This window comes from Labrys miyagiensis (genome assembly GCF_030160835.1).
Classification (GTDB): domain Bacteria; phylum Pseudomonadota; class Alphaproteobacteria; order Rhizobiales; family Labraceae; genus Labrys; species Labrys miyagiensis.
On record NZ_BSPC01000018.1, the window covers coordinates 18821 to 36072 of the forward strand.

A 17252-nucleotide genomic window follows, 5' to 3' on the forward strand; every position below is an offset into this window, starting at 1 on the left:
ATCGCCTCAGCGATCGGCCAGCCTGGTCAGGAACGAGTCATGATTGAAACCGAGAACCGCCGCGTGTCCAGCAGCACCCGAGAAAATCAGGATGAGTGGCTCGCCGACCTTGCAAGAACGGCCAGCAATCGCATTTATGCTGAAAAGCGCGACGTAAACGCCTATGGTGCGGCCGGCGTTGAGCGGTCGCGGGAGGCGGACATGGCAGATCGCTACGGCAAAAACAGCTATGGCTCCCGCGACAACCATTACGGGAGCACAGCAAAGCCTGTACCAGCGTCGCAGGACGCCGACTATTACGACGACTATCACGACAGCACTGCGACAAAGCAGGCCGCCTATTCCCAAGAGGCCTATTCAGACGTAGACGAGCAGGACGATCAAGGGCCGGAATGGACCTATGACGAGAAGCAAGACCTGTGGGTCGATCGCTACGGCAATCCCTATGTCGAAGCCTATGCCGAGGGTGAGGAAGATCGCTACGCGCCTGCTGACGACGAATATCTCGCGCCTCAGGCCGATGCCCGCCTGGCCCGACGCCAGCACAAATCCCGCGGCGGTGCCGTGAGCCTGGCTGCCCTGGTGCTGGTGGCCAGCATTGGCGGCGGTCTTGCTTATGCCTGGAAGAAGGGCGGCTTCATCGGCAGCGATCTGCCGGGGATCGGCAGTGCTCCCCCGGTGATCAAGGCCAGCACCGATCCGGTGAAGATCAAGCCGACCGAGACCACGGCGGCCAATGACCAGCCGACGCGCGAGATTTTTGACCGTTCGACCCCGACGCCTCCGGCCAGCGAACGCCTGGTGCGCCATGAAGAACAGCCCATGGCCGTTGTCCCGGTGCGCACCGAGGGCGGTGCGCCGGCCGGCGGCAACGCCACGCCGGACGCCACGCGCCCGGTGACGACCAGCAACATCACCCTGCCGCCGAGCGATGCAGCGGCGACACCTGACCAGACGGCTGCGGCCGGCAATCTGGGCAGCATCAGGCCGAGCGATCCGCCTGGCGAGCCACGCCAGGTCCGAACCGTCAAGGTCATGCCTGACAATTCGGTCGTGACGGGCGAGGCGCCGATTACGAATACGCCTCCTGCGCCGTCCGTCGATGTCGCCAATGCCACGCCCGACACCGCGACGACCGGCGGTGCGCCAGCCCCAGTCACCCCCTCCCAGAACGGCCCGACCGCGACGACCGGGGATGTTCCAGCCCAGGTCTCTCCTTCTCAAAGCGCCTCGACCGCGACGGCACAACCCGTGACGATGCAACCCGTGACGCCGCCCCCCGTGACGGCGAGCCAGCCGCCCGTGGATGCAGATCCCTCGGTTCCCGCGGCGCAGCCCTCCGCCATCACGCCGGTAACGACAACGCCGGTGAACACGGTTCCCGCCGCCCCGAGCGCCGCCTTGCCACCGGTTTCTCCGACCACCAATGACGATGCCAGCGCCACCACGGTGGCTGAGCCGGCGCCGCAAGCTATCAGGCCGCCGGCGATACCGCCGGTGCGCCCACGCAATATTCCCACGACGACCACCCCGCGCACTATTCCCGCGTCGACGCAGCAGGTCGCATCGGCCGAGCCGGCTCCGGCTCCGGTCGCAGCCGGTAGCGGCTATGTGGTGCAGGTCTCGTCGCAGAAGTCCCCGGCCGAGGCCCAGGCTGCCTTCCAGGCGCTGCAGCGCAAATATGCTTCGGTTCTCGGCAGCATGAAGCCCTCGATCCGCAAGGTCGACCTGCCCGACCGCGGCACCTATTACCGCGTCCGCGTCGGTTCATGGGACTCCAGCAACGAGGCAGGCGCCTTCTGTGCCAAGCTCAAGGCCGCCGGTGGCGACTGCGTAATCTCCCGCAACTGACAATTTCAGCGGGAAGGGCCCGGCTTCGGCCGGGCCTTTCTGCTTTTGCACTTCCGGCAAGAAGAGAGTTCGATGCCCCAATCGGCGCTGATCCTGGGATGCTCCGGCCTGTCGCTCACCCCGGACGAGAAGGCGTTCTATCGCGATGCCGATCCCTGGGGCTTCATCCTCTTCCGTCGCAATGTCGACAGTCCCGCCCAGGTGAAGGCCCTGACCGCGGAACTGCGCGAGGCGGTCGGTCGCGATGCGCCGGTATCCGTGGACCAGGAGGGTGGGCGCGTGCAGCGCCTTACAGCTCCGAACTGGCCGAAATATCCGGCCGCCCGGCGCTACGGCCAGATCCATGCCAATGACCCGACCACCCGCCGCGAGATCACGCGCCTTGCTGCCCGGCTGATCGCCCACGACCTCCTGGAGGTCGGCATCAATGTCGACTGCCTGCCCGTGCTCGATATTCCTGTGCCCGGCGCGCATGACGTGATCGGCGACCGCGCCTATGGCCTCGACGCCACCACGGTGGGCACGCTCGGCCGGGCCGCCGCCGAGGGCCTGATCGCCGGCGGCGTCATGCCGGTGATGAAGCACATACCCGGACACGGCAAGGCCGGCGTCGACAGCCATCTCTCGCTGCCGGTGGTCGAATCACCACGCGCCGAACTCGAATCACTCGACTTCCTGCCCTTCAGAATGCTGGCCGACATGCCTGCGGCGATGACCGCGCACGTTGTTTATACCGATTTGGACCCGTCATCCCCAGCTACGACGTCCAGAAAGGTGATCAAAAATGTGATCCGCGGGGCGATCGGGTATGATGGGCTCCTGATGAGTGACGATCTTTCCATGCAGGCGCTGGCCGGGACTTTAGGTGAACGCGCTGCCAATGCCTTCGCCGGCGGATGCGACATCGGCCTGCATTGCAACGGCGTTATGGAGGAGATGATCGGCGTCGCCGGGGCCGCGCCACGGCTCGCCGGCAAGGCACGGCGCCGTGCGGACAACGCCCTGGCGCGCATCCGTCACCTGCCGGAGCCTGTTGATGTCACGGAAGCGCGCGAGCGGCTGGCTGCGGCCCTCGCCACGGAGACGATAGCCTGAATGCGTGACCCCTTCGACGACATGGTGCGGGAGGACAGGGCTCTGAGCGATCCGACCTTGGTCGTCGACGTCGACGGCTTCGAAGGCCCGCTCGATCTCCTGCTCGAACTTGCCCGCCGACAGAAGGTCGATCTCGCCCGCATCTCGATCCTGGCGCTCGCCGAGCAATATCTTGCCTTCGTCGAAGAGGCGCGCAAACTGCGGCTGGAACTGGCCGCCGACTATCTGGTGATGGCGGCCTGGCTCGCTTATCTGAAATCGCGCCTTCTGCTGCCGGAGCCGCCGAAGGGCGAGGAGCCGCCGGCGGCTGAACTCGCGGCGGCGCTGGCCTTCCGCCTGCAGCGGCTCGATGCCATGCGCGCCGCCGCCGCGCAGTTGCAGGAGCGGGCGCTGCTCGGCCGCGACGTGTTCGCGCGCGGCATGCCCGAGGGCGTGCGCTCGCAGAACCATGGGCGCTTCGAGGCGACGCTGCACGATCTCCTCTCTGCCTATGCCCAGCAGCGCCAGCGCGCCATGGTCGGCCAGGTGCGGCTGCTCCAGCGCAATGTCTGGACCCTGGCGGAGGCACGCGAACTGCTCGAGAAGCTGATCGGCTCCGGCACGACCTGGCTGAGCCTCGATGAATTTCTGGTGGACTATCTGGCCGAGCCCGCGACAAGGGCCACCGTGCGGGCGTCCAGCTTCTCAGCGAGCCTCGAGCTCGTGAAGGAAGGCAAGCTCGACCTGCGCCAGGCAACGCCCTTCGCGCCGATCTATCTGCGCCCGCGCGAAGATGCCGCTACAGGCTGAGGAGGAAGTGACTTTGGCCGAAATCGCGACATTCCTGCAGGAAACCGAAGCCACAGACGATCTGCGTCACCATATGAGGCTGCTGGAAGCCCTGTTGTTCGCTGCGCATGAACCGCTCGACGAGGCGACGCTCTCCGCGCGCCTGCCTGATGGGGCCGACGTTCCCGCGGCGATCGAGGCGCTGCAGGCCGATTATGCCACGCGCGGCGTCAACCTCGTCCGCCTTGGCGGGCGCTGGGCCTTCCGCACCGCTGACGATCTCGCCTGGCTCCTGTCGCGCGACGCCTATGAGACGCGCAAATTGTCGCGTGCGGCGATGGAGACGCTTGCGATCATCGCCTACCATCAGCCGGTCACGCGCGCCGAGATCGAGGATATCCGCAGCGTCTCCATTTCCAAGGGCACGCTCGACGTGCTGCTCGAGACGGGCTGGGTGCGCCTTCGCGGACGGCGCCGTTCGCCGGGCCGTCCCGTCACCTATGGGACAACCCCCGCTTTCCTCGACCACTTCGGCCTCGATGGCGTTGGCGATCTGCCAGGCCTCGACGAGCTGAAGGGTGCGGGACTGCTCGATGGCCGCCTGCCGCCTGGCTTCAGCGTCCCCACGCCCAATGACGACAGCGCCCTGACGCAGGATGAGGATCCACTCGACCCGGCGGACCTTTCTTTTGCCTTCCCGGAACCTGAGCCGGAACATGAAGGTTGAGCAAGGAAAAGCGTTACGCCTTGTGTTTGGGATGAAGGACGCCTAGATTCAGGAGAGGCATTGGCCCATATGAGGGTCCACCTTGTTTTAAGTTCACCGGTCATGCCGGGTAGGAGGTTTCTATGATGGGCCTGAGTTTACCCCATTTGTTGATCTTGGCTCTCATCGTCCTGGTTCTGTTCGGCGGGCGCGGCAAGATATCCGATATCATGGGTGATGTGGCCAAGGGCATTAAGTCCTTTAAGAAGGGCATATCTGATGACGAACCGGCTCCCTCGCAGGCTGTGAAGACGATTGATACCCAGCCCGGCGTGACGGTGAATTCCGCCGAACAGAGCAAGGTGGGCTAACCCACGCCTTTTTAAAGGATGAAGCCTTTGTCAGCTCCGTGCCACAGCGCGGAGTGTTATCTTTTGCCGGGTCAAGCGCTGCATGTTCGATATCAGCTGGAGCCATATTCTGATTGTTGCCACCATTGCCGTGGTGGTCATTGGCCCCAAGGAACTGCCGGCTACAATGCGCTCGCTCGGCCGCGGCGTGAACAGGCTGCGCCGTATGGCGGGCGAATTCCAGGGGCAGTTCAACCAGGCGCTCAAGGAAGCCAATCTGGAAGACGTCAAGAAGGAGTTCGACACGCTGCGCCAGTCCGCGGCGGCGATCTCGAGCGTGTCGAGCCCGGCGGGCCTGGCGCGCAATGCCCTTGCGGGTTCGATCTTCAAGGAAGACCCGTTGCTCGATGCGCCGACGAGCAGCGCAGCCCTGGCGACACCGGCCACAAGCATCGCGCCGATCGCCGAAGCCAAAACCGTGCCCGAACCTTCGATCGCGTCGGCGAAGCCGGCATCGCTGGTTGCCGGCCTTGCCGGCGTTGTCATTCCATCGGCCTTTGCCCCCCTCGCCGTATTCAAGCCTTAAGATGTGCCGCCGATGACGACCGAAGACGATATCGACGCCTCCAAGGCGCCGCTTCTCGATCACCTGCTCGAGCTGCGCTCCCGGCTGATGAGTTCGGGCATCGCCTTCTTCGTCCTGTTCGTCCTGGCCTTCGTCGTTTCCCGCTATATCTACAATTTCCTGCTGTGGCCCTATGAGTGGGCGGCTTCGACCTTCCCGGCCGGGCAGGTGAAGCTGATCTACACCGAGCCGCTCGGTTTCCTGTTCACACAGATCCGGGTCGCCTTCTTCACAGCCGCCTTTATCGGCTTTCCCTTCTTTGCGATCCAGATCTACCGCTTCGTGGCGCCGGGCCTCTACCGGCATGAGCGCAACGCCTTCCTGCCTTATCTGATCGCCACGCCGTGCTTCTTCTTCCTGGGCGGTGTGCTGGTCTTCTTCGTTGCCATGCCGGCGGTGATGCATTTCGCACTGGGCATGCAGCAACTTGGCGGCAGCGGCATTGCCACCATCGAATTGCTGGCAACGGTCGACGGCTACCTGTCGCTTGTGATGAATCTGGTCTTTGCCTTCGGCATCGTCTTCCAATTGCCGGTCGTGCTGACTCTCCTCGGTCGCATGGGCATCGTCGATTCGCAGTTTTTGACGAGCAAGCGACGCTTTGCCGTCGTCATCGTCTTTGCGGTGGCCGCGGTCCTGGCGCCGCCCGATCCCTGGAGCATGATCGCGCTTGCCGTACCCGGCGTGCTCCTTTACGAACTCTCGATCTTTTCCGTCCGGTGGGTCGAGAAGAAGCGCACGGAGAGTGATGCGCAATCTTCGGAATAGCCGGGCTGTCCCGCTGTCTGTTCTGGAGTTGGTTTGATGTTTGACGTGAAGTGGGTCCGCGAGAATCCGGGTCTCTTCGATGTGGGCCGCGCTCGCCGGGGGCTCGAGCCGCTTGCGGAAACCATACTAGAACTGGACGACAACCGCCGTGCCCTGGTCGCCAGGCTGCAGGCCTCGCAGGAGCGCCGCAACGCGGCCTCCAAGGAAATCGGCCACGCCATGCAGCAGAAGAATGCTGCCTTGGCCGACACCTTGAAGGCCGAGGTCAACGCGCTCAAGGCCTCGATGCCGGCAGACGAGGAGGCGCTTCGCGCCGCGGACAAGGCCCTGTTCGACCAGCTCTCCTCGATCCCCAACCAGCCCCTGGACGACGTCCCGCCTGGCCAGGACGAGCATGGCAATGTCGAGCGTCATCGCCATGGCGTCGCGCCCGCCTACACGTTCGCGCCCAAGGAGCATTACGAACTCGGCGAGGCCCTCGGGCAGATGGATTTCGAGACGGCGGCCAAGCTCTCCGGCGCGCGTTTCGTGGTGCTGAAGAAGGGGCTGGCGAAGCTCGAACGAGCGCTCGGCCAGTACTTCCTCAACACGCACATCGGCGAACACGGCTATACTGAGGTCAATCCGCCGCTGCTGGTGCGCGACGAGGTGCTGTTCGGCACCAACCAGCTTCCGAAATTCGCCGACGACCAGTTCCGCATTCAGCCCGGCGATCTCTGGCTGATCGCAACGGCGGAGATCTCGCTCACCAATCTGGTGCGCGAGGCAATCACTCCGGAAGAGGAACTACCGCTGCGCCTGACCGCGCTCACCCATTGCTTCCGCGCCGAGGCGGGTTCGGCCGGGCGCGATACCCGCGGCATGATCCGCCAGCACCAGTTCCAGAAGGTCGAGCTCGTCTCCATCACCACGCCCGAGCAGAGCCGCGGGGAACACGAGCGCATGCTTGCCTGCGCCGAGGCCGTGTTGAAGGGACTGGACCTGCATTACCGCGTGATGACCTTGTGCGCCGGCGATATGGGCTTCGGTGCCCAGAAGACCTATGACATCGAGGTCTGGCTGCCGGGGCAGGGGCAATATCGCGAGATCTCCTCCTGCTCGACCTGCGGCGATTTCCAGGCCCGGCGCATGAATGCTCGTACGCGACCGAAATCCGGCGGTACGCCGCGCTTCGTGCATACCCTCAACGGTTCGGGCGTGGCCGTCGGCCGGGCCCTCGTTGCCGTGCTCGAAAACTACCAGAACGAGGACGGCTCGATCACCGTTCCCGAGGTGCTGGTGCCCTATATGGGCGGACAGCGCCGCATCGAGAGGGACTGAGGGGGCTCGGTGTTGGATCTGCGAAGGCGAGGGCATCGTCATTCCGGGCGACTGTATCCTCACAAGATTCGCTTGTGAGTGGAGACCCGGAATCCAAGAACACCGCCCTCCGACGGTTGCGTTCATGGAGTCCGGCGTTCCGCTTCACTCCAGCCGGAATGACGAACCGATCGGCTTCTCCTGCTTAGCCCGAGGCTGGTGCGCCCTAGGTTGGGCTGGTCTTGTTGGAGCTTCAAGCCCTTTCCGACCTCCCACGCTCGCCTTCTCACCCTGCAGTAATTCACCACAAAATCGGGAAAGGCCTCGTCTGCGCCACTTTCCTTGTGGCACACTCGCGCCCGACTCAGGGAACCGGACGGGCAGGCTGATGCGAATTCTCATTACCAATGACGATGGCATCCATGCCCCCGGTCTCGCAGCGCTGGAGAAGATCGCCCGGGCCCTGTCGGACGATGTCATCGTGATCGCGCCGGAGTCGGACCAATCCGGCGTCTCGCATTCGCTGTCGCTTTCGACCCCGCTGCGCCTGCGCCGCATCAACGAAGGGCGCTACGCGGTCAGCGGCACCCCGACCGACTGCGTGCTGATGGGCGTGCAGCATGTGCTCAAGGGCAGGGGCCCGGACCTGATCCTTTCGGGCGTCAATCGTGGCCAGAACGTCGCCGACGATGTCGGCTATTCCGGCACCATCGCCGGCGCCATGGAAGGCACGGTGCTCGGTATTCCCTCGATCGCCCTCAGCCAGGCGTACGGCATCGGTGGCGCCGAAGGGCTGCGCTGGCATTGTGCCGAACATCACGGCCCTGCCATCGTCCGCCGCCTGCTGGCGCACGGCTTCACCAAGGGTACGCTGTTCAACGTCAACTTTCCCGATTGCGAACCCGCGGAGGTCGCCGGTGTCTCCCTGACCACGCAGGGCCAGCGCAATGCCGCTCTCGTCGATGTCGTGGAGAGGCAAGACTTCCGCGGCGGCCCGTATTATTGGCTTGCTCCGCGCCGCGAGACGCCGCCCAGGATCGAAGGCACGGATCTGTGGGCGATGTTCCAGAAGCGCATCTCGGTGACGCCGCTTCACCTCAACCTGACGGATGTCGCCGCCCTCCAACGCCTTTCGGATGTTTTCGACCCGGTCTCATGAGCGATTATCACTCCTTCCTGGACCCCAATGACGAGCATGCCCAGGAGATGATGGCCTTCATCCTGCGCCTGCGCTCGCACGGGCTGACGGACCAGAAGGTGCTGAACGCGGTCTCCACTCTGCCGCGCCCGGTCTTCGTGCTGCCCGAATATGCCGACTTCGCCTGGCGTGACATCGCGCTGCCGATCCAGTGCGGGCAGACCATCACCCCGCCGGTGCTAGCGGCGACGATCGCGGAGCGGCTGGATGTCGAGCCGCTGCACCGTGTGCTCGAGATAGGCACCGGTTCGGGCTATCTCACGGCCGTGCTCGGGCGCCTTGCCAAGCGCGTCCTCACCCTGGATCGCTGGCGCACCCTGGTCACCGAAGCCGAGGAAAGGTTGCGTGCGGTGACCATCCTCAACGTCACCATGATGGTCGCCGACGGGAGCCTCGGCTGGCGCCAGCAGGCTCCCTTCGACCGCATCGTGACCACGGCCTCGGTGCCGGAGGTTTCGGACGAACTGCTCGACCAGTTGGCGCTGGGCGGACGCATGATTGCGCCCATCGGGCCCCCCAAGGGCGAGCAGCGCCTCACCTTGATCACGCGTGACGCAGATGGATTCCACCATATGCCCCTGATGGAGATTCGCGCGGCCGGCATGCTTCCGGGCGTCGCGGACAGGCTCTGACGGACGGATCGGCTTGGTCCCCGCCCGAATCTCGTCGCGGGCGATTCCCTTTCCGCGTGGCGAGTCGCATAGACCATTTCGCCGGATGCTCGGTTCCTGCTACGGAATCGGCGGTGAAATCTTGATGGAGCGTTGTCGCCCCTCCCGGCCTTAAGCATGTCCGAGCCCGCGGCCGGTTTCGCTCCAGTGGCTAGCGATGCTCCATATAATCAGGCCGGATCAATGTGTTATATCCGATCCTGACACGAAGGCGGCGAGGGTGGACGAAGCAATTGCAGCGCCTGAAATGTAAAACTTTGGCGTAATTGCGTCCTGCCCTTAAGGCGTTGTTTACCCCAATAGAGGCTTAATCACCCTGTCCTTTTTCAAGCGTGGGTGTGAGCGTCCTATGCGTTTCCCGATCGAATTGATCCGTTCGCGCCACTTGTCGCGCGTTGCCGTTATCGCCCTGGTGGCCGGCCTCGCAGCAAGCTGCAGCGACAACTCGCGGTTCTCCTCGAACCCGTTCTCCAATCCCTTCACCGACGGGACCGCCGGTGGCAGCCAGGTCGCCTATGCGCAGCCGCAGCGCCAGCCGGCCTATCGGCAGGCCCCGGCCAACGATGGCTCCGACTACAGCGTCAACACGGTGCCAGCATCGCGTCCGATCGCGGCACAGCCGCTGCCGCCTGTCGGGTCGGTCGCCCAGCGCAGCGCCCCTCCGGCGCGGTATGGCGGAAACCGCAGTGAGCAGCCGATCGTCACGGGCGCCATCTCCACGCCGGCGCCGCAGATCGGCGGCTTCAAGGCGGGTGGCTGGACCGCAACAGGCGGAACGCCGGTGACCGCTGCTGCCGGCGAGAACGTCAACACGCTCTCCAACCGCTACGGCGTGCCTTCGGATGCGATCATGAAGGTGAACGGCCTGACCAACCGCAACCTCTCGCCCGGACAGCAGGTGATCATACCGGTCTATAACGCCGCCGAGCGTGCGCAGGATGCCGGCGACACGCATTTCGTCAGTACGGACCAGCCCTATCCCGGCGATACGGGCGAGGCACGCGGCAGCGTTGGCGAGGCCAAGATCCGCCCGGTGGCGACCAGGCCGGCGGCAACCGTCGCGGTTGCCCAGAGCAATGTGCATATCGTCAAGCCCGGCGAAACCTTGACCTCGATCGCGCAGGCCTATGGCACCACGCGCCCGAAGCTGGCCAAGGAGAATGGTCTCGACGAGTGGGCCACGGTCAAGATTGGCCAGAAGCTGATCGTGCGCGGCAGCCTGCGCTCTGCGCCACCGACCCAGTCTGCCGCATCCTCGGATCCCGTCACCGCGGAGCTCGCCGATAACCGCCCGCCACGCGACGTCCCGGTACCGACCCGTATCACCACTGCAAGGCCGATCGCGGTCGCTCCGAAACCGGTTGCCGCGCCCAAGCCTGTGCAAACCGCCAAGGCTCAGCTCGCGCCCGTGAAGGCAAGCAAGACGCCCGTAAAGACGGTGGCTGCGGCGGAGGTTCAAGTCCGGCCGGTCAAGACCGCTGTCGTGAAGCCGATCGCTGTGAAGCCGGTGCAGACCGCCACCGTCAAGCCGGTAACGACCAAGCCTGCTATGCAGGTGGCCAAGGCGCCGACCACCGAGGTCAAGACGAAGCCTGTGCAGGTGGCCGACGTCGCCAAGGCCAACAAGCTGAAGGTCGAGAAGACGGCGAAGCTGGTGGCGGCCAAGCCGAAGACACTGGCTGCCAAGGCACCGCAGGTAGCCCAGGCTCCGTCGATGAAGCTGCCTGACGACCAGCAGGCACCGACCTCCACTGGCACGATAACGCCGGCCGGGGGCAATTCGTCAGCCGCCGCTGCCGTCGACCCGGCCAAGGATGCCAATGCCAACCAGTCCGGCAACCCGGAGTTCCGCTGGCCGGTGAAGGGCCGCATCATCCAGGGCTTCGGCCAGAACAGCGACGGCATCAACATCTCGGTGCCCGAGGGAACCGAAGTGAAGGCTGCGGAAGATGGCGTGGTGGCCTATGCCGGCAGTGAGCTCAAGGGCTATGGCAACCTGATCCTGATCCGCCACGCCAATGGCTATGTCACGGCCTACGGCCATGCCAAGGATCTCGACGTCAAGAAGGGCGATGCCGTCAAGCGTGGCCAGACCATCGCCACGGCCGGCCAGACGGGCAACGTGACTTCGCCGCAGGTGCTCTTCGAAGTGCGTAAGGGTGCCGCGCCGGTCGATCCGACGAAATACCTTTCCGGTTCCTGACTTCAACGAATCTGCTTCTCCGCGAGACCCCGAAGCAGCTTGAGTGGCCCGACAGCGATGTTGGGCCACTTCCTATTTGTCTGAGGAAGTGGTCTAGGGCATTTTACTTTCAGATCGAATCACCAAGAATCGCAAAGTGCATTTGCTACCAGTGAGTTGATCCGAAACTCCGCTCCTGCCTGAATGCATTTTGCTCTAGTTGGTGCGCCCGGTCGCCGTATTGCCCCGATCGGGTTTTTCACATTCGGTATATTCCAGGGGATTTTCAGCGATGGAATTGCGCACGATTGGCAGATCGGGCCTGCGTGTCTCGCTTGTCGGGCTTGGCTGCAACAATTTCGGGCGACGCAACGATCCCGAGGAGACGAGGCTGGTGGTCGACAAGGCGCTCGACGTCGGCATCACGCTCTTCGATACGGCCGATGTTTATGGCGGCGATCTCGGCAGTTCGGAGGATTTCCTCGGCCGTGCCCTGGGAGCGCGCCGCAAGGACATCGTGCTGGCGACCAAAGGCGGTATGTCACGCTCGGACGACAGCCGGGTTGGCGGATCACGGCGCTACATGATGGACGCTGTCGAAGCCAGCCTGAAGCGGCTGGGAACCGATTGGATCGATCTCTACCAGCTCCACAAGCCCGATCCCCTGACACCCATCGAGGAGACCTTGCGGACGTTCGACGACCTCATCCGGCAAGGCAAGGTACGCTATTGTCGGCTGCTCGAACCTGCCGGCCTGGCAGGTGACGGAGGCGCAATGGATCTCGCGCCAGCTCGGTATCGAACGCTTCATCTCGATCCAGGACGAATACAGCTTGCTCGTGCGCGATCCCGAGCGGGAATTGCTGCCGATGGCCGAGGCCTATGGCGTCGGGCTGCTGCCCTATTTCCCGCTGGCCGGCGGTATGTTGACGGGCAAGTACCGCAAGGACCAGCCCTTGCCGGAGGGGGCACGCCTGAACGTGAACAGTGCCCGGTACGGTGACCGCTTCATCAATGAGCGCAACTGGACGATCGTGACTGAGCTCCAGGCCTTCTGCGAGGCGCGCGGCAGGAGCCTGCTGGAACTCGCCTTCAGCTGGCTTGCGGCCAACCCGAGAGTGTCGAGCATCATCGCCGGCGCCACTGGTCCCGAGCAGGTCGAGGCCAATATCGCGGCGGTCGGCTGGACACTCACGGTCGAGGATCTGAAGGAGATCGACCGCATCACCGGGCAGGGCAGGAATTGAAAGAGGCGCCGGTCTTCTCAGCCACATCGACCTCCACTCGATATGGCGGGAACGGCATGGACAACTCCCCTTTGCGGAGAGGGGAAAGTTGCCGGTCTGAAGACCGGCACCCCTGAATCAGCCCAGTGTCTTTCCCAGACGCCCGGCCAGGTCCTGCACATATTGCCAGGCCGTGCGGCCGGAGCGGGCGCCTCTGGTCGTCGCCCATTCCAGTGCCTCGGCACGCATGGTGTCGCGGTCGAGTTCGAGGCCGAAATGGTCGGCGTAACCATAGACCATGTCGAGGTAATCGTCCTGGCTGCAGCGATGGAAGCCGAGCCAGAGGCCGAAGCGATCGGAGAGCGAGACCTTTTCCTCCACCGCCTCGCCGGGATTGATCGCCGTGGAGCGCTCATTGTCGATCATGTCGCGCGGCATCAGATGGCGGCGGTTCGAGGTGGCATAGAAGATCAGGTTCTCGGGCCTGCCCTCGACACCGCCTTCCAGCGCCGCTTTCAGCGATTTGTAGGACGTGTCGTTACTGTCGAAGGAGAGGTCGTCGCAAAAGACGATGAAGCGATGGGACGAGCGGCGGGTGAGATTCATCAGCTCCGGCAGGCTCTCGATATCCTCGCGATGGATCTCGATCAGCTTGAGCGTGCCGCCGACCCTGGCATTGGTGTCGGCATGAGCTGCCTTCACCAATGACGACTTGCCCATGCCGCGCGCACCCCAGAGCAGCGCATTGTTGGCGGGCAGGCCGCGGGCGAAGCGCTCGGTGTTCTCCACCAGCAGGTCACGCACCAGATCGATGCCCTTGAGGAGCGGCATCGCCACCCGGTTCACCTTGGGCACCGGCTGCAGATATTTCTCGCTCGCCTGCCAGACAAAGGCCTCGGCGGCATCGAAATCGGCCTTGATCGCGGCCGGAGGGGCAAGGCGTTCGAGCGCATCGGCAATGCGGGCGAGAAGGGCAGGCAATTCGGCAGCGGAAAGGTCTGACATGGCAACCAACTGACAAGGAAACGGCTGCCCTCTGTAGCGCGCGCCGACGGGCCTGAAAAGCGCCGCCGCCCTTATCGGCAAACCCGTTTAGCCGGACTGCGATTCGAGCATTGCGCCCAGGAGAGCGTCGGAAATCATGCCTTGGTGGATGAAATTTTTGTCATTTCCAACGCGGTCGGCCCTGGGGCTGGCGGCTTCCGCTACAGCTCCATAGGCGGCATTTGAGCCGGAAGTGGCACAAACCCTCTCCGGCTTGGTTGGAAAGCGGGTTTCTCCACCCATATGGAGATTTCGGAAAAGAACGCCGAATAGCTTGTTTCGCCCCAGAAAAACACGCGTTCCGTTTGCTTTCGAACGCTGGATCACTATAGTCCGCGCGAATTTGCGGCCGGCCTGACCGGCCCTTTCCCTTGAGAGGCGATCCAATGTTCACGACTCCAGCCTTTGCCCAGGCAGCCCAGGGCGGCGGCGATCTGTTCTCCACCCTCGGCAGCACATTGCTGCTGCCGATCGCGATGTTCGTGATCTTCTATTTCTTGCTGATCCGTCCCCAGCAGCGCAAGGCCAAGGAGCAGGCGGCTTCCCTCAAGGCGATCCGCCGCGGCGACACTGTGGTGCTGTCCGGTGGCCTCGTCGGCAAGGTCACCAAGGCGGTCGAGGGCGAGTCCGAGATCGAGGCTGAGATCGCCGACGGCGTGCGCGTGAAGGTGGTGCGTGAGTTGGTCTCCAGTGTGCGCTCCAAGACCGAACCGGTGAAGAAGGCGGAGAATGCCTGAGGCGAAAAGGAGGCGTTCGCCTCATCTTTTCGTCCGGATTTTACGACACGATACCAACAGACCCAGGGTAGGCCGCTGACGGATCGTCAAGGCCGGCCTGTCCCGGGAAAGGCCGTCAAGGCTCGGACTGTTCCAACATGCTGCATTTCTCTCCTGGCAAGACCGCCGCGGTTCTCCTAACCTTGCTGATCGGCCTCTGGCTGGCCGCGCCCAACCTCATGCCAGTGAGCTGGCGCAATGCCATGCCGACCTGGCTGCCGCATAATGCGCTCACGCTGGGCCTCGACCTGCAAGGTGGTTCCTACTTCCTGCTCGAGGTCGACAAGAACGCGGTGCTCAAGGATCAGGTCACCAGCCTGCGCACCCAGGCCCGCCAGGTCCTGAACGACAACAAGATCCGCAGCCAGGCCGCCCTGCAGGGGCGCGGCATTCTCGTGACCCTGCCCAACCCGGACGATACGTCGAAGGCCGTCGACCTCCTGCAGGTGCTCGGCAATTCGCCTGACGGCAATCTGTTCGGCGGCGGCACGCGCACGGCTACCGTCACCTCCAATACGCCGGGCCAGATCACGATCGCCCTGACGGACGAAGGCCTGCGGGACCGCATGAACCGCATCATGCAGCGCTCGGTCGAGATCGTCGGCAACCGCGTCAACGGCACCGGCGTGGTGGAGCCGATCATCCAGCGCCAGGGCGACAACCGCATCGTGGTGCAACTCCCCGGCCTCAAGGATCCGGATCGTTTCAAGGAGCTTCTCGGCAAGACCGCCAAGCTGGAATTCCGCCTGGTGGATCTGAGCATGCCCGTGCAGCAGGCCGAGCAGACCCGCCCGCCGGTCGATTCCGAACTCCTACCCTCGCAGGACGGCACGCAGAAGTTCCTCGTCCAGGACCAGGTGATGGTGGCAGGCGACGAACTCACCGATGCCCAGGCCTCTTTTGATCAGAACACGCGCGAACCGGTCGTCTCCTTCCGCTTCAACACCAATGGCGCCAGGCAGTTCGGCCGCGTCACCACCGAGAACGTCAACAAGCCCTTCGCCATCGTGCTCGACAACAAGGTGCTGTCGGCTCCGGTGATCCGCGAACCGATTACCGGCGGCTCGGGGCAGATCTCCGGCAGCTTCACCGCGCAATCCGCGCAGGACTTGGCGCTGCTGCTGCGCTCCGGCGCGTTGCCCGCTCCGATGACGGTGGTGCAGGAACAGACGGTGGGCCCGGGCCTCGGCCAGGCCGCGATCCACGCCGGTGAAATGGCGGCGCTCGTCGGTTCGCTCCTGGTCGTCGTCTTCATGGTCGCCAGCTACGGCTTGTTCGGCATCATCGCCTCGATCGCGGTGGCGCTGAACGTCGGCATGATCTTCGGTGTGCTCTCACTGCTCGGCGCGACGCTGACACTGCCCGGCATCGCCGGCATCGTGCTGACGGTCGGCATCGCGGTTGATTCGAACGTGCTGATCTATGAGCGCATCCGCGAAGAGGTGAGAGCGGGGCGCACGGTGCTGATGTCGCTGGACGCCGGCTTCTCGCGTGCGCTGGCGACGATCCTCGATTCCAACATCACCACCTTCATCGCGGCGACCGTGCTCTATTTCGTTGGTACCGGCGCCGTGAAGGGCTTTGCGGTGACGCTCGGCATCGGCATCATCACGACTGTATTCACCGCCTTCACGGTCACGCGCCTGTTGGTTTCCTGGTGGTATCGCGGGGTCAAGCCTCGCTCCATCCCGATTTGATAGCTTGATGGAGTGAGCGCGGTGCGCCATCTACGCATTGTTCCCGACAACACCAATTTCGGCTTCATCCGTTTCCGGCGCTTCAGCTTCCCGACGTCGGCGGTGCTGTCGATCCTTGCCCTCGTATTGTTCTTCACGCATGGCCTGAACTACGGCATCGACTTCAAGGGCGGCATCGCGATGCAGGGCACCGCGATATCAGGCAAGGCCGACGTAACCACCCTGAAGGAAGCTCTCGCCCCGCTCAATCTCGGTGAGGTCCAGGTCCAGGAGTTCGGCGATGCCGGCCAGGTGCTGATGCGTATCGCTCTGCAGCCCGGGGGCGACGCGGCCCAGCAGGTGACGGCCGACAAGATCAAGGACACGCTGGCGAAGGACTATTCGTTCAAGGGCGAGCAGAATAGCATCCAGATCATCGGGCCCAGCGTCTCGCAGGAACTGGTGACCGTCGGCACCGTCGGCATCTTCGTCGCGATCCTCTGTATCCTGATCTATCTGTGGTTCCGCTTCGACTGGCAGTTCGCCGTCGGCGCCATGATCGCCAACGTGCATGATATCGTGCTCACCATCGGCTTCATGTCGGTGACGCAGATCGAATTCGACCTCACCAGCGTCGCGGCACTGCTGACCATCCTTGGCTATTCGCTGAACGATACCGTTGTCATCTACGATCGTATCCGTGAGCTCTTGCGCAAGTACAAGAAGAAGCCGATGGGCGACTTGCTCGATGAATCCATCAACGCCACCTTGTCCCGCTCGGTCATCACCCACGTCACCGTGGCTCTCGCCTTGCTGGCGCTGCTGATCTTTGGCGGTCCGGCCATCCACTCCTTCACGGCGACCATGCTGTTCGGCGTCGTGCTGGTGGGTACCTACACCTCGATCTTCATCGCTTCGCCCGTGCTGATCTATCTCGGCCTGCGGCCCGGCAGCCATGAGGCCCAGGCGGCCGGCGCCAAGGATGCCCCGATCGGCGCCAAGGCGGCGGAGTAGGCG

At 64.0% G+C, this 17252-nt stretch carries 16 protein-coding genes and 1 pseudogene; 15 read left to right on the forward strand and 2 right to left on the reverse strand.

Annotation, left to right across the window (positions count from 1 at the left end; all coding sequences use genetic code 11):
* The first annotated feature begins 39 nt into the window (after positions 1-39).
* The 11 genes from QQL24_RS10750 to QQL24_RS10800 all read left to right on the forward strand — a co-directional run bounded on the left by QQL24_RS10750 (position 40) and on the right by QQL24_RS10800 (position 11534).
* Positions 40-1851, forward strand: a complete 1812-nt coding sequence (locus QQL24_RS10750; RefSeq protein WP_284311986.1) for an SPOR domain-containing protein — start codon at positions 40-42, stop codon at positions 1849-1851.
* 72 nt (positions 1852-1923) lie between these two features.
* Complete coding sequence (nagZ, locus tag QQL24_RS10755) at positions 1924-2946, forward strand: beta-N-acetylhexosaminidase (protein ID WP_284311987.1); 1023 nt, start codon at positions 1924-1926, stop codon at positions 2944-2946.
* Positions 2947-3735, forward strand: a complete 789-nt coding sequence (locus QQL24_RS10760) for a segregation and condensation protein A (protein WP_284311988.1) — start codon at positions 2947-2949, stop codon at positions 3733-3735.
* Complete coding sequence (gene scpB, locus QQL24_RS10765; protein WP_431310669.1) at positions 3719-4441, forward strand: SMC-Scp complex subunit ScpB; 723 nt, start codon at positions 3719-3721, stop codon at positions 4439-4441. The genes QQL24_RS10760 and scpB overlap by 17 nt, the downstream gene beginning before the upstream one ends.
* A 122-nt stretch (positions 4442-4563) precedes the next feature.
* Positions 4564-4791, forward strand: coding sequence for a twin-arginine translocase TatA/TatE family subunit (locus QQL24_RS10770; RefSeq protein WP_431310670.1), 228 nt, complete (start codon positions 4564-4566; stop codon positions 4789-4791).
* Between the two features lie 82 nt (positions 4792-4873).
* Positions 4874-5356 (forward strand): Sec-independent protein translocase protein TatB, encoded by a 483-nt coding sequence (tatB, locus tag QQL24_RS10775; RefSeq protein ID WP_284311989.1) that lies wholly within the window; start codon positions 4874-4876, stop codon positions 5354-5356.
* Positions 5357-5368: 12 nt separating this feature from the next.
* Entirely contained in the window at positions 5369-6163 is a 795-nt protein-coding gene (tatC, locus tag QQL24_RS10780) for a twin-arginine translocase subunit TatC (RefSeq protein ID WP_284311990.1), read from the forward strand.
* Positions 6164-6199: 36 nt separating this feature from the next.
* Positions 6200-7483, forward strand: coding sequence for a serine--tRNA ligase (gene serS / locus QQL24_RS10785; RefSeq protein WP_284311991.1), 1284 nt, complete (start codon positions 6200-6202; stop codon positions 7481-7483).
* A 367-nt stretch (positions 7484-7850) separates the two neighbouring features.
* Complete coding sequence (gene surE, locus QQL24_RS10790) at positions 7851-8621, forward strand: 5'/3'-nucleotidase SurE (RefSeq protein ID WP_284311992.1); 771 nt, start codon at positions 7851-7853, stop codon at positions 8619-8621.
* Positions 8618-9292, forward strand: coding sequence for a protein-L-isoaspartate(D-aspartate) O-methyltransferase (locus QQL24_RS10795; protein ID WP_284311993.1), 675 nt, complete (start codon positions 8618-8620; stop codon positions 9290-9292). Before surE ends, QQL24_RS10795 begins: the two co-directional genes overlap by 4 nt.
* A gap of 388 nt (positions 9293-9680) precedes the next feature.
* Positions 9681-11534: a peptidoglycan DD-metalloendopeptidase family protein gene (locus tag QQL24_RS10800; protein WP_284311994.1), complete on the forward strand. Its 1854-nt coding sequence runs from the start codon at positions 9681-9683 to the stop codon at positions 11532-11534.
* A gap of 195 nt (positions 11535-11729) precedes the next feature.
* Here the strand turns inward: QQL24_RS10800 and QQL24_RS10805 are convergent, their stop codons facing one another.
* Positions 11730-11936 carry a hypothetical protein gene (locus QQL24_RS10805; protein ID WP_284312023.1) on the reverse strand — a complete coding sequence of 69 codons (207 nt, stop codon included), beginning with the start codon at positions 11934-11936 and terminating at the stop codon, positions 11730-11732.
* Between QQL24_RS10805 and QQL24_RS10810 the strand changes: the two are divergent.
* A pseudogene (locus QQL24_RS10810) lies at positions 11908-12760 on the forward strand (aldo/keto reductase). The gene QQL24_RS10805 and the pseudogene QQL24_RS10810 sit on opposite strands and share 29 nt — an antisense overlap.
* 117 nt (positions 12761-12877) lie before the next feature.
* Here the strand turns inward: QQL24_RS10810 and QQL24_RS10815 are convergent.
* Entirely contained in the window at positions 12878-13744 is an 867-nt protein-coding gene (locus QQL24_RS10815; protein ID WP_284311995.1) for an ATP-binding protein, read from the reverse strand.
* Between the two features lie 425 nt (positions 13745-14169).
* On the opposite strand from QQL24_RS10815, the gene yajC reads away from it, so the two are divergent.
* The 3 genes from yajC (at position 14170) to secF (ending at position 17249) form a co-directional block, all read left to right on the forward strand.
* Positions 14170-14520: a preprotein translocase subunit YajC gene (gene yajC, locus QQL24_RS10820; RefSeq protein WP_284311996.1), complete on the forward strand. Its 351-nt coding sequence runs from the start codon at positions 14170-14172 to the stop codon at positions 14518-14520.
* Between the two features lie 137 nt (positions 14521-14657).
* Complete coding sequence (gene secD, locus QQL24_RS10825; RefSeq protein WP_284311997.1) at positions 14658-16256, forward strand: protein translocase subunit SecD; 1599 nt, start codon at positions 14658-14660, stop codon at positions 16254-16256.
* Positions 16257-16277: 21 nt separating this feature from the next.
* Positions 16278-17249, forward strand: a complete 972-nt coding sequence (secF, locus tag QQL24_RS10830) for a protein translocase subunit SecF (RefSeq protein ID WP_284311998.1) — start codon at positions 16278-16280, stop codon at positions 17247-17249.
* Positions 17250-17252 lie beyond the last annotated feature (3 nt).

Bases quoted from the DNA above. Each gene is read 5' to 3' on its own strand.
- QQL24_RS10750 (WP_284311986.1), top strand. From the start codon at position 40: ATGATTGAAACCGAGAACCGCCGCGTGTCCAGCAGCACCCGAGAAAAT.
- nagZ (WP_284311987.1), top strand. From the start codon at position 1,924: ATGCCCCAATCGGCGCTGATCCTGGGATGCTCCGGCCTGTCGCTCACC.
- QQL24_RS10760 (WP_284311988.1), top strand. From the start codon at position 2,947: ATGCGTGACCCCTTCGACGACATGGTGCGGGAGGACAGGGCTCTGAGC.
- scpB (WP_431310669.1), top strand. From the start codon at position 3,719: ATGCCGCTACAGGCTGAGGAGGAAGTGACTTTGGCCGAAATCGCGACA.
- QQL24_RS10770 (WP_431310670.1), top strand. From the start codon at position 4,564: ATGATGGGCCTGAGTTTACCCCATTTGTTGATCTTGGCTCTCATCGTC.
- tatB (WP_284311989.1), top strand. From the start codon at position 4,874: ATGTTCGATATCAGCTGGAGCCATATTCTGATTGTTGCCACCATTGCC.
- tatC (WP_284311990.1), top strand. From the start codon at position 5,369: ATGACGACCGAAGACGATATCGACGCCTCCAAGGCGCCGCTTCTCGAT.
- serS (WP_284311991.1), top strand. From the start codon at position 6,200: ATGTTTGACGTGAAGTGGGTCCGCGAGAATCCGGGTCTCTTCGATGTG.
- surE (WP_284311992.1), top strand. From the start codon at position 7,851: ATGCGAATTCTCATTACCAATGACGATGGCATCCATGCCCCCGGTCTC.
- QQL24_RS10795 (WP_284311993.1), top strand. From the start codon at position 8,618: ATGAGCGATTATCACTCCTTCCTGGACCCCAATGACGAGCATGCCCAG.
- QQL24_RS10800 (WP_284311994.1), top strand. From the start codon at position 9,681: ATGCGTTTCCCGATCGAATTGATCCGTTCGCGCCACTTGTCGCGCGTT.
- QQL24_RS10805 (WP_284312023.1), bottom strand. From the start codon at position 11,936: ATGCCGACGTCGAGCGCCTTGTCGACCACCAGCCTCGTCTCCTCGGGA.
- QQL24_RS10815 (WP_284311995.1), bottom strand. From the start codon at position 13,744: ATGTCAGACCTTTCCGCTGCCGAATTGCCTGCCCTTCTCGCCCGCATT.
- yajC (WP_284311996.1), top strand. From the start codon at position 14,170: ATGTTCACGACTCCAGCCTTTGCCCAGGCAGCCCAGGGCGGCGGCGAT.
- secD (WP_284311997.1), top strand. From the start codon at position 14,658: ATGCTGCATTTCTCTCCTGGCAAGACCGCCGCGGTTCTCCTAACCTTG.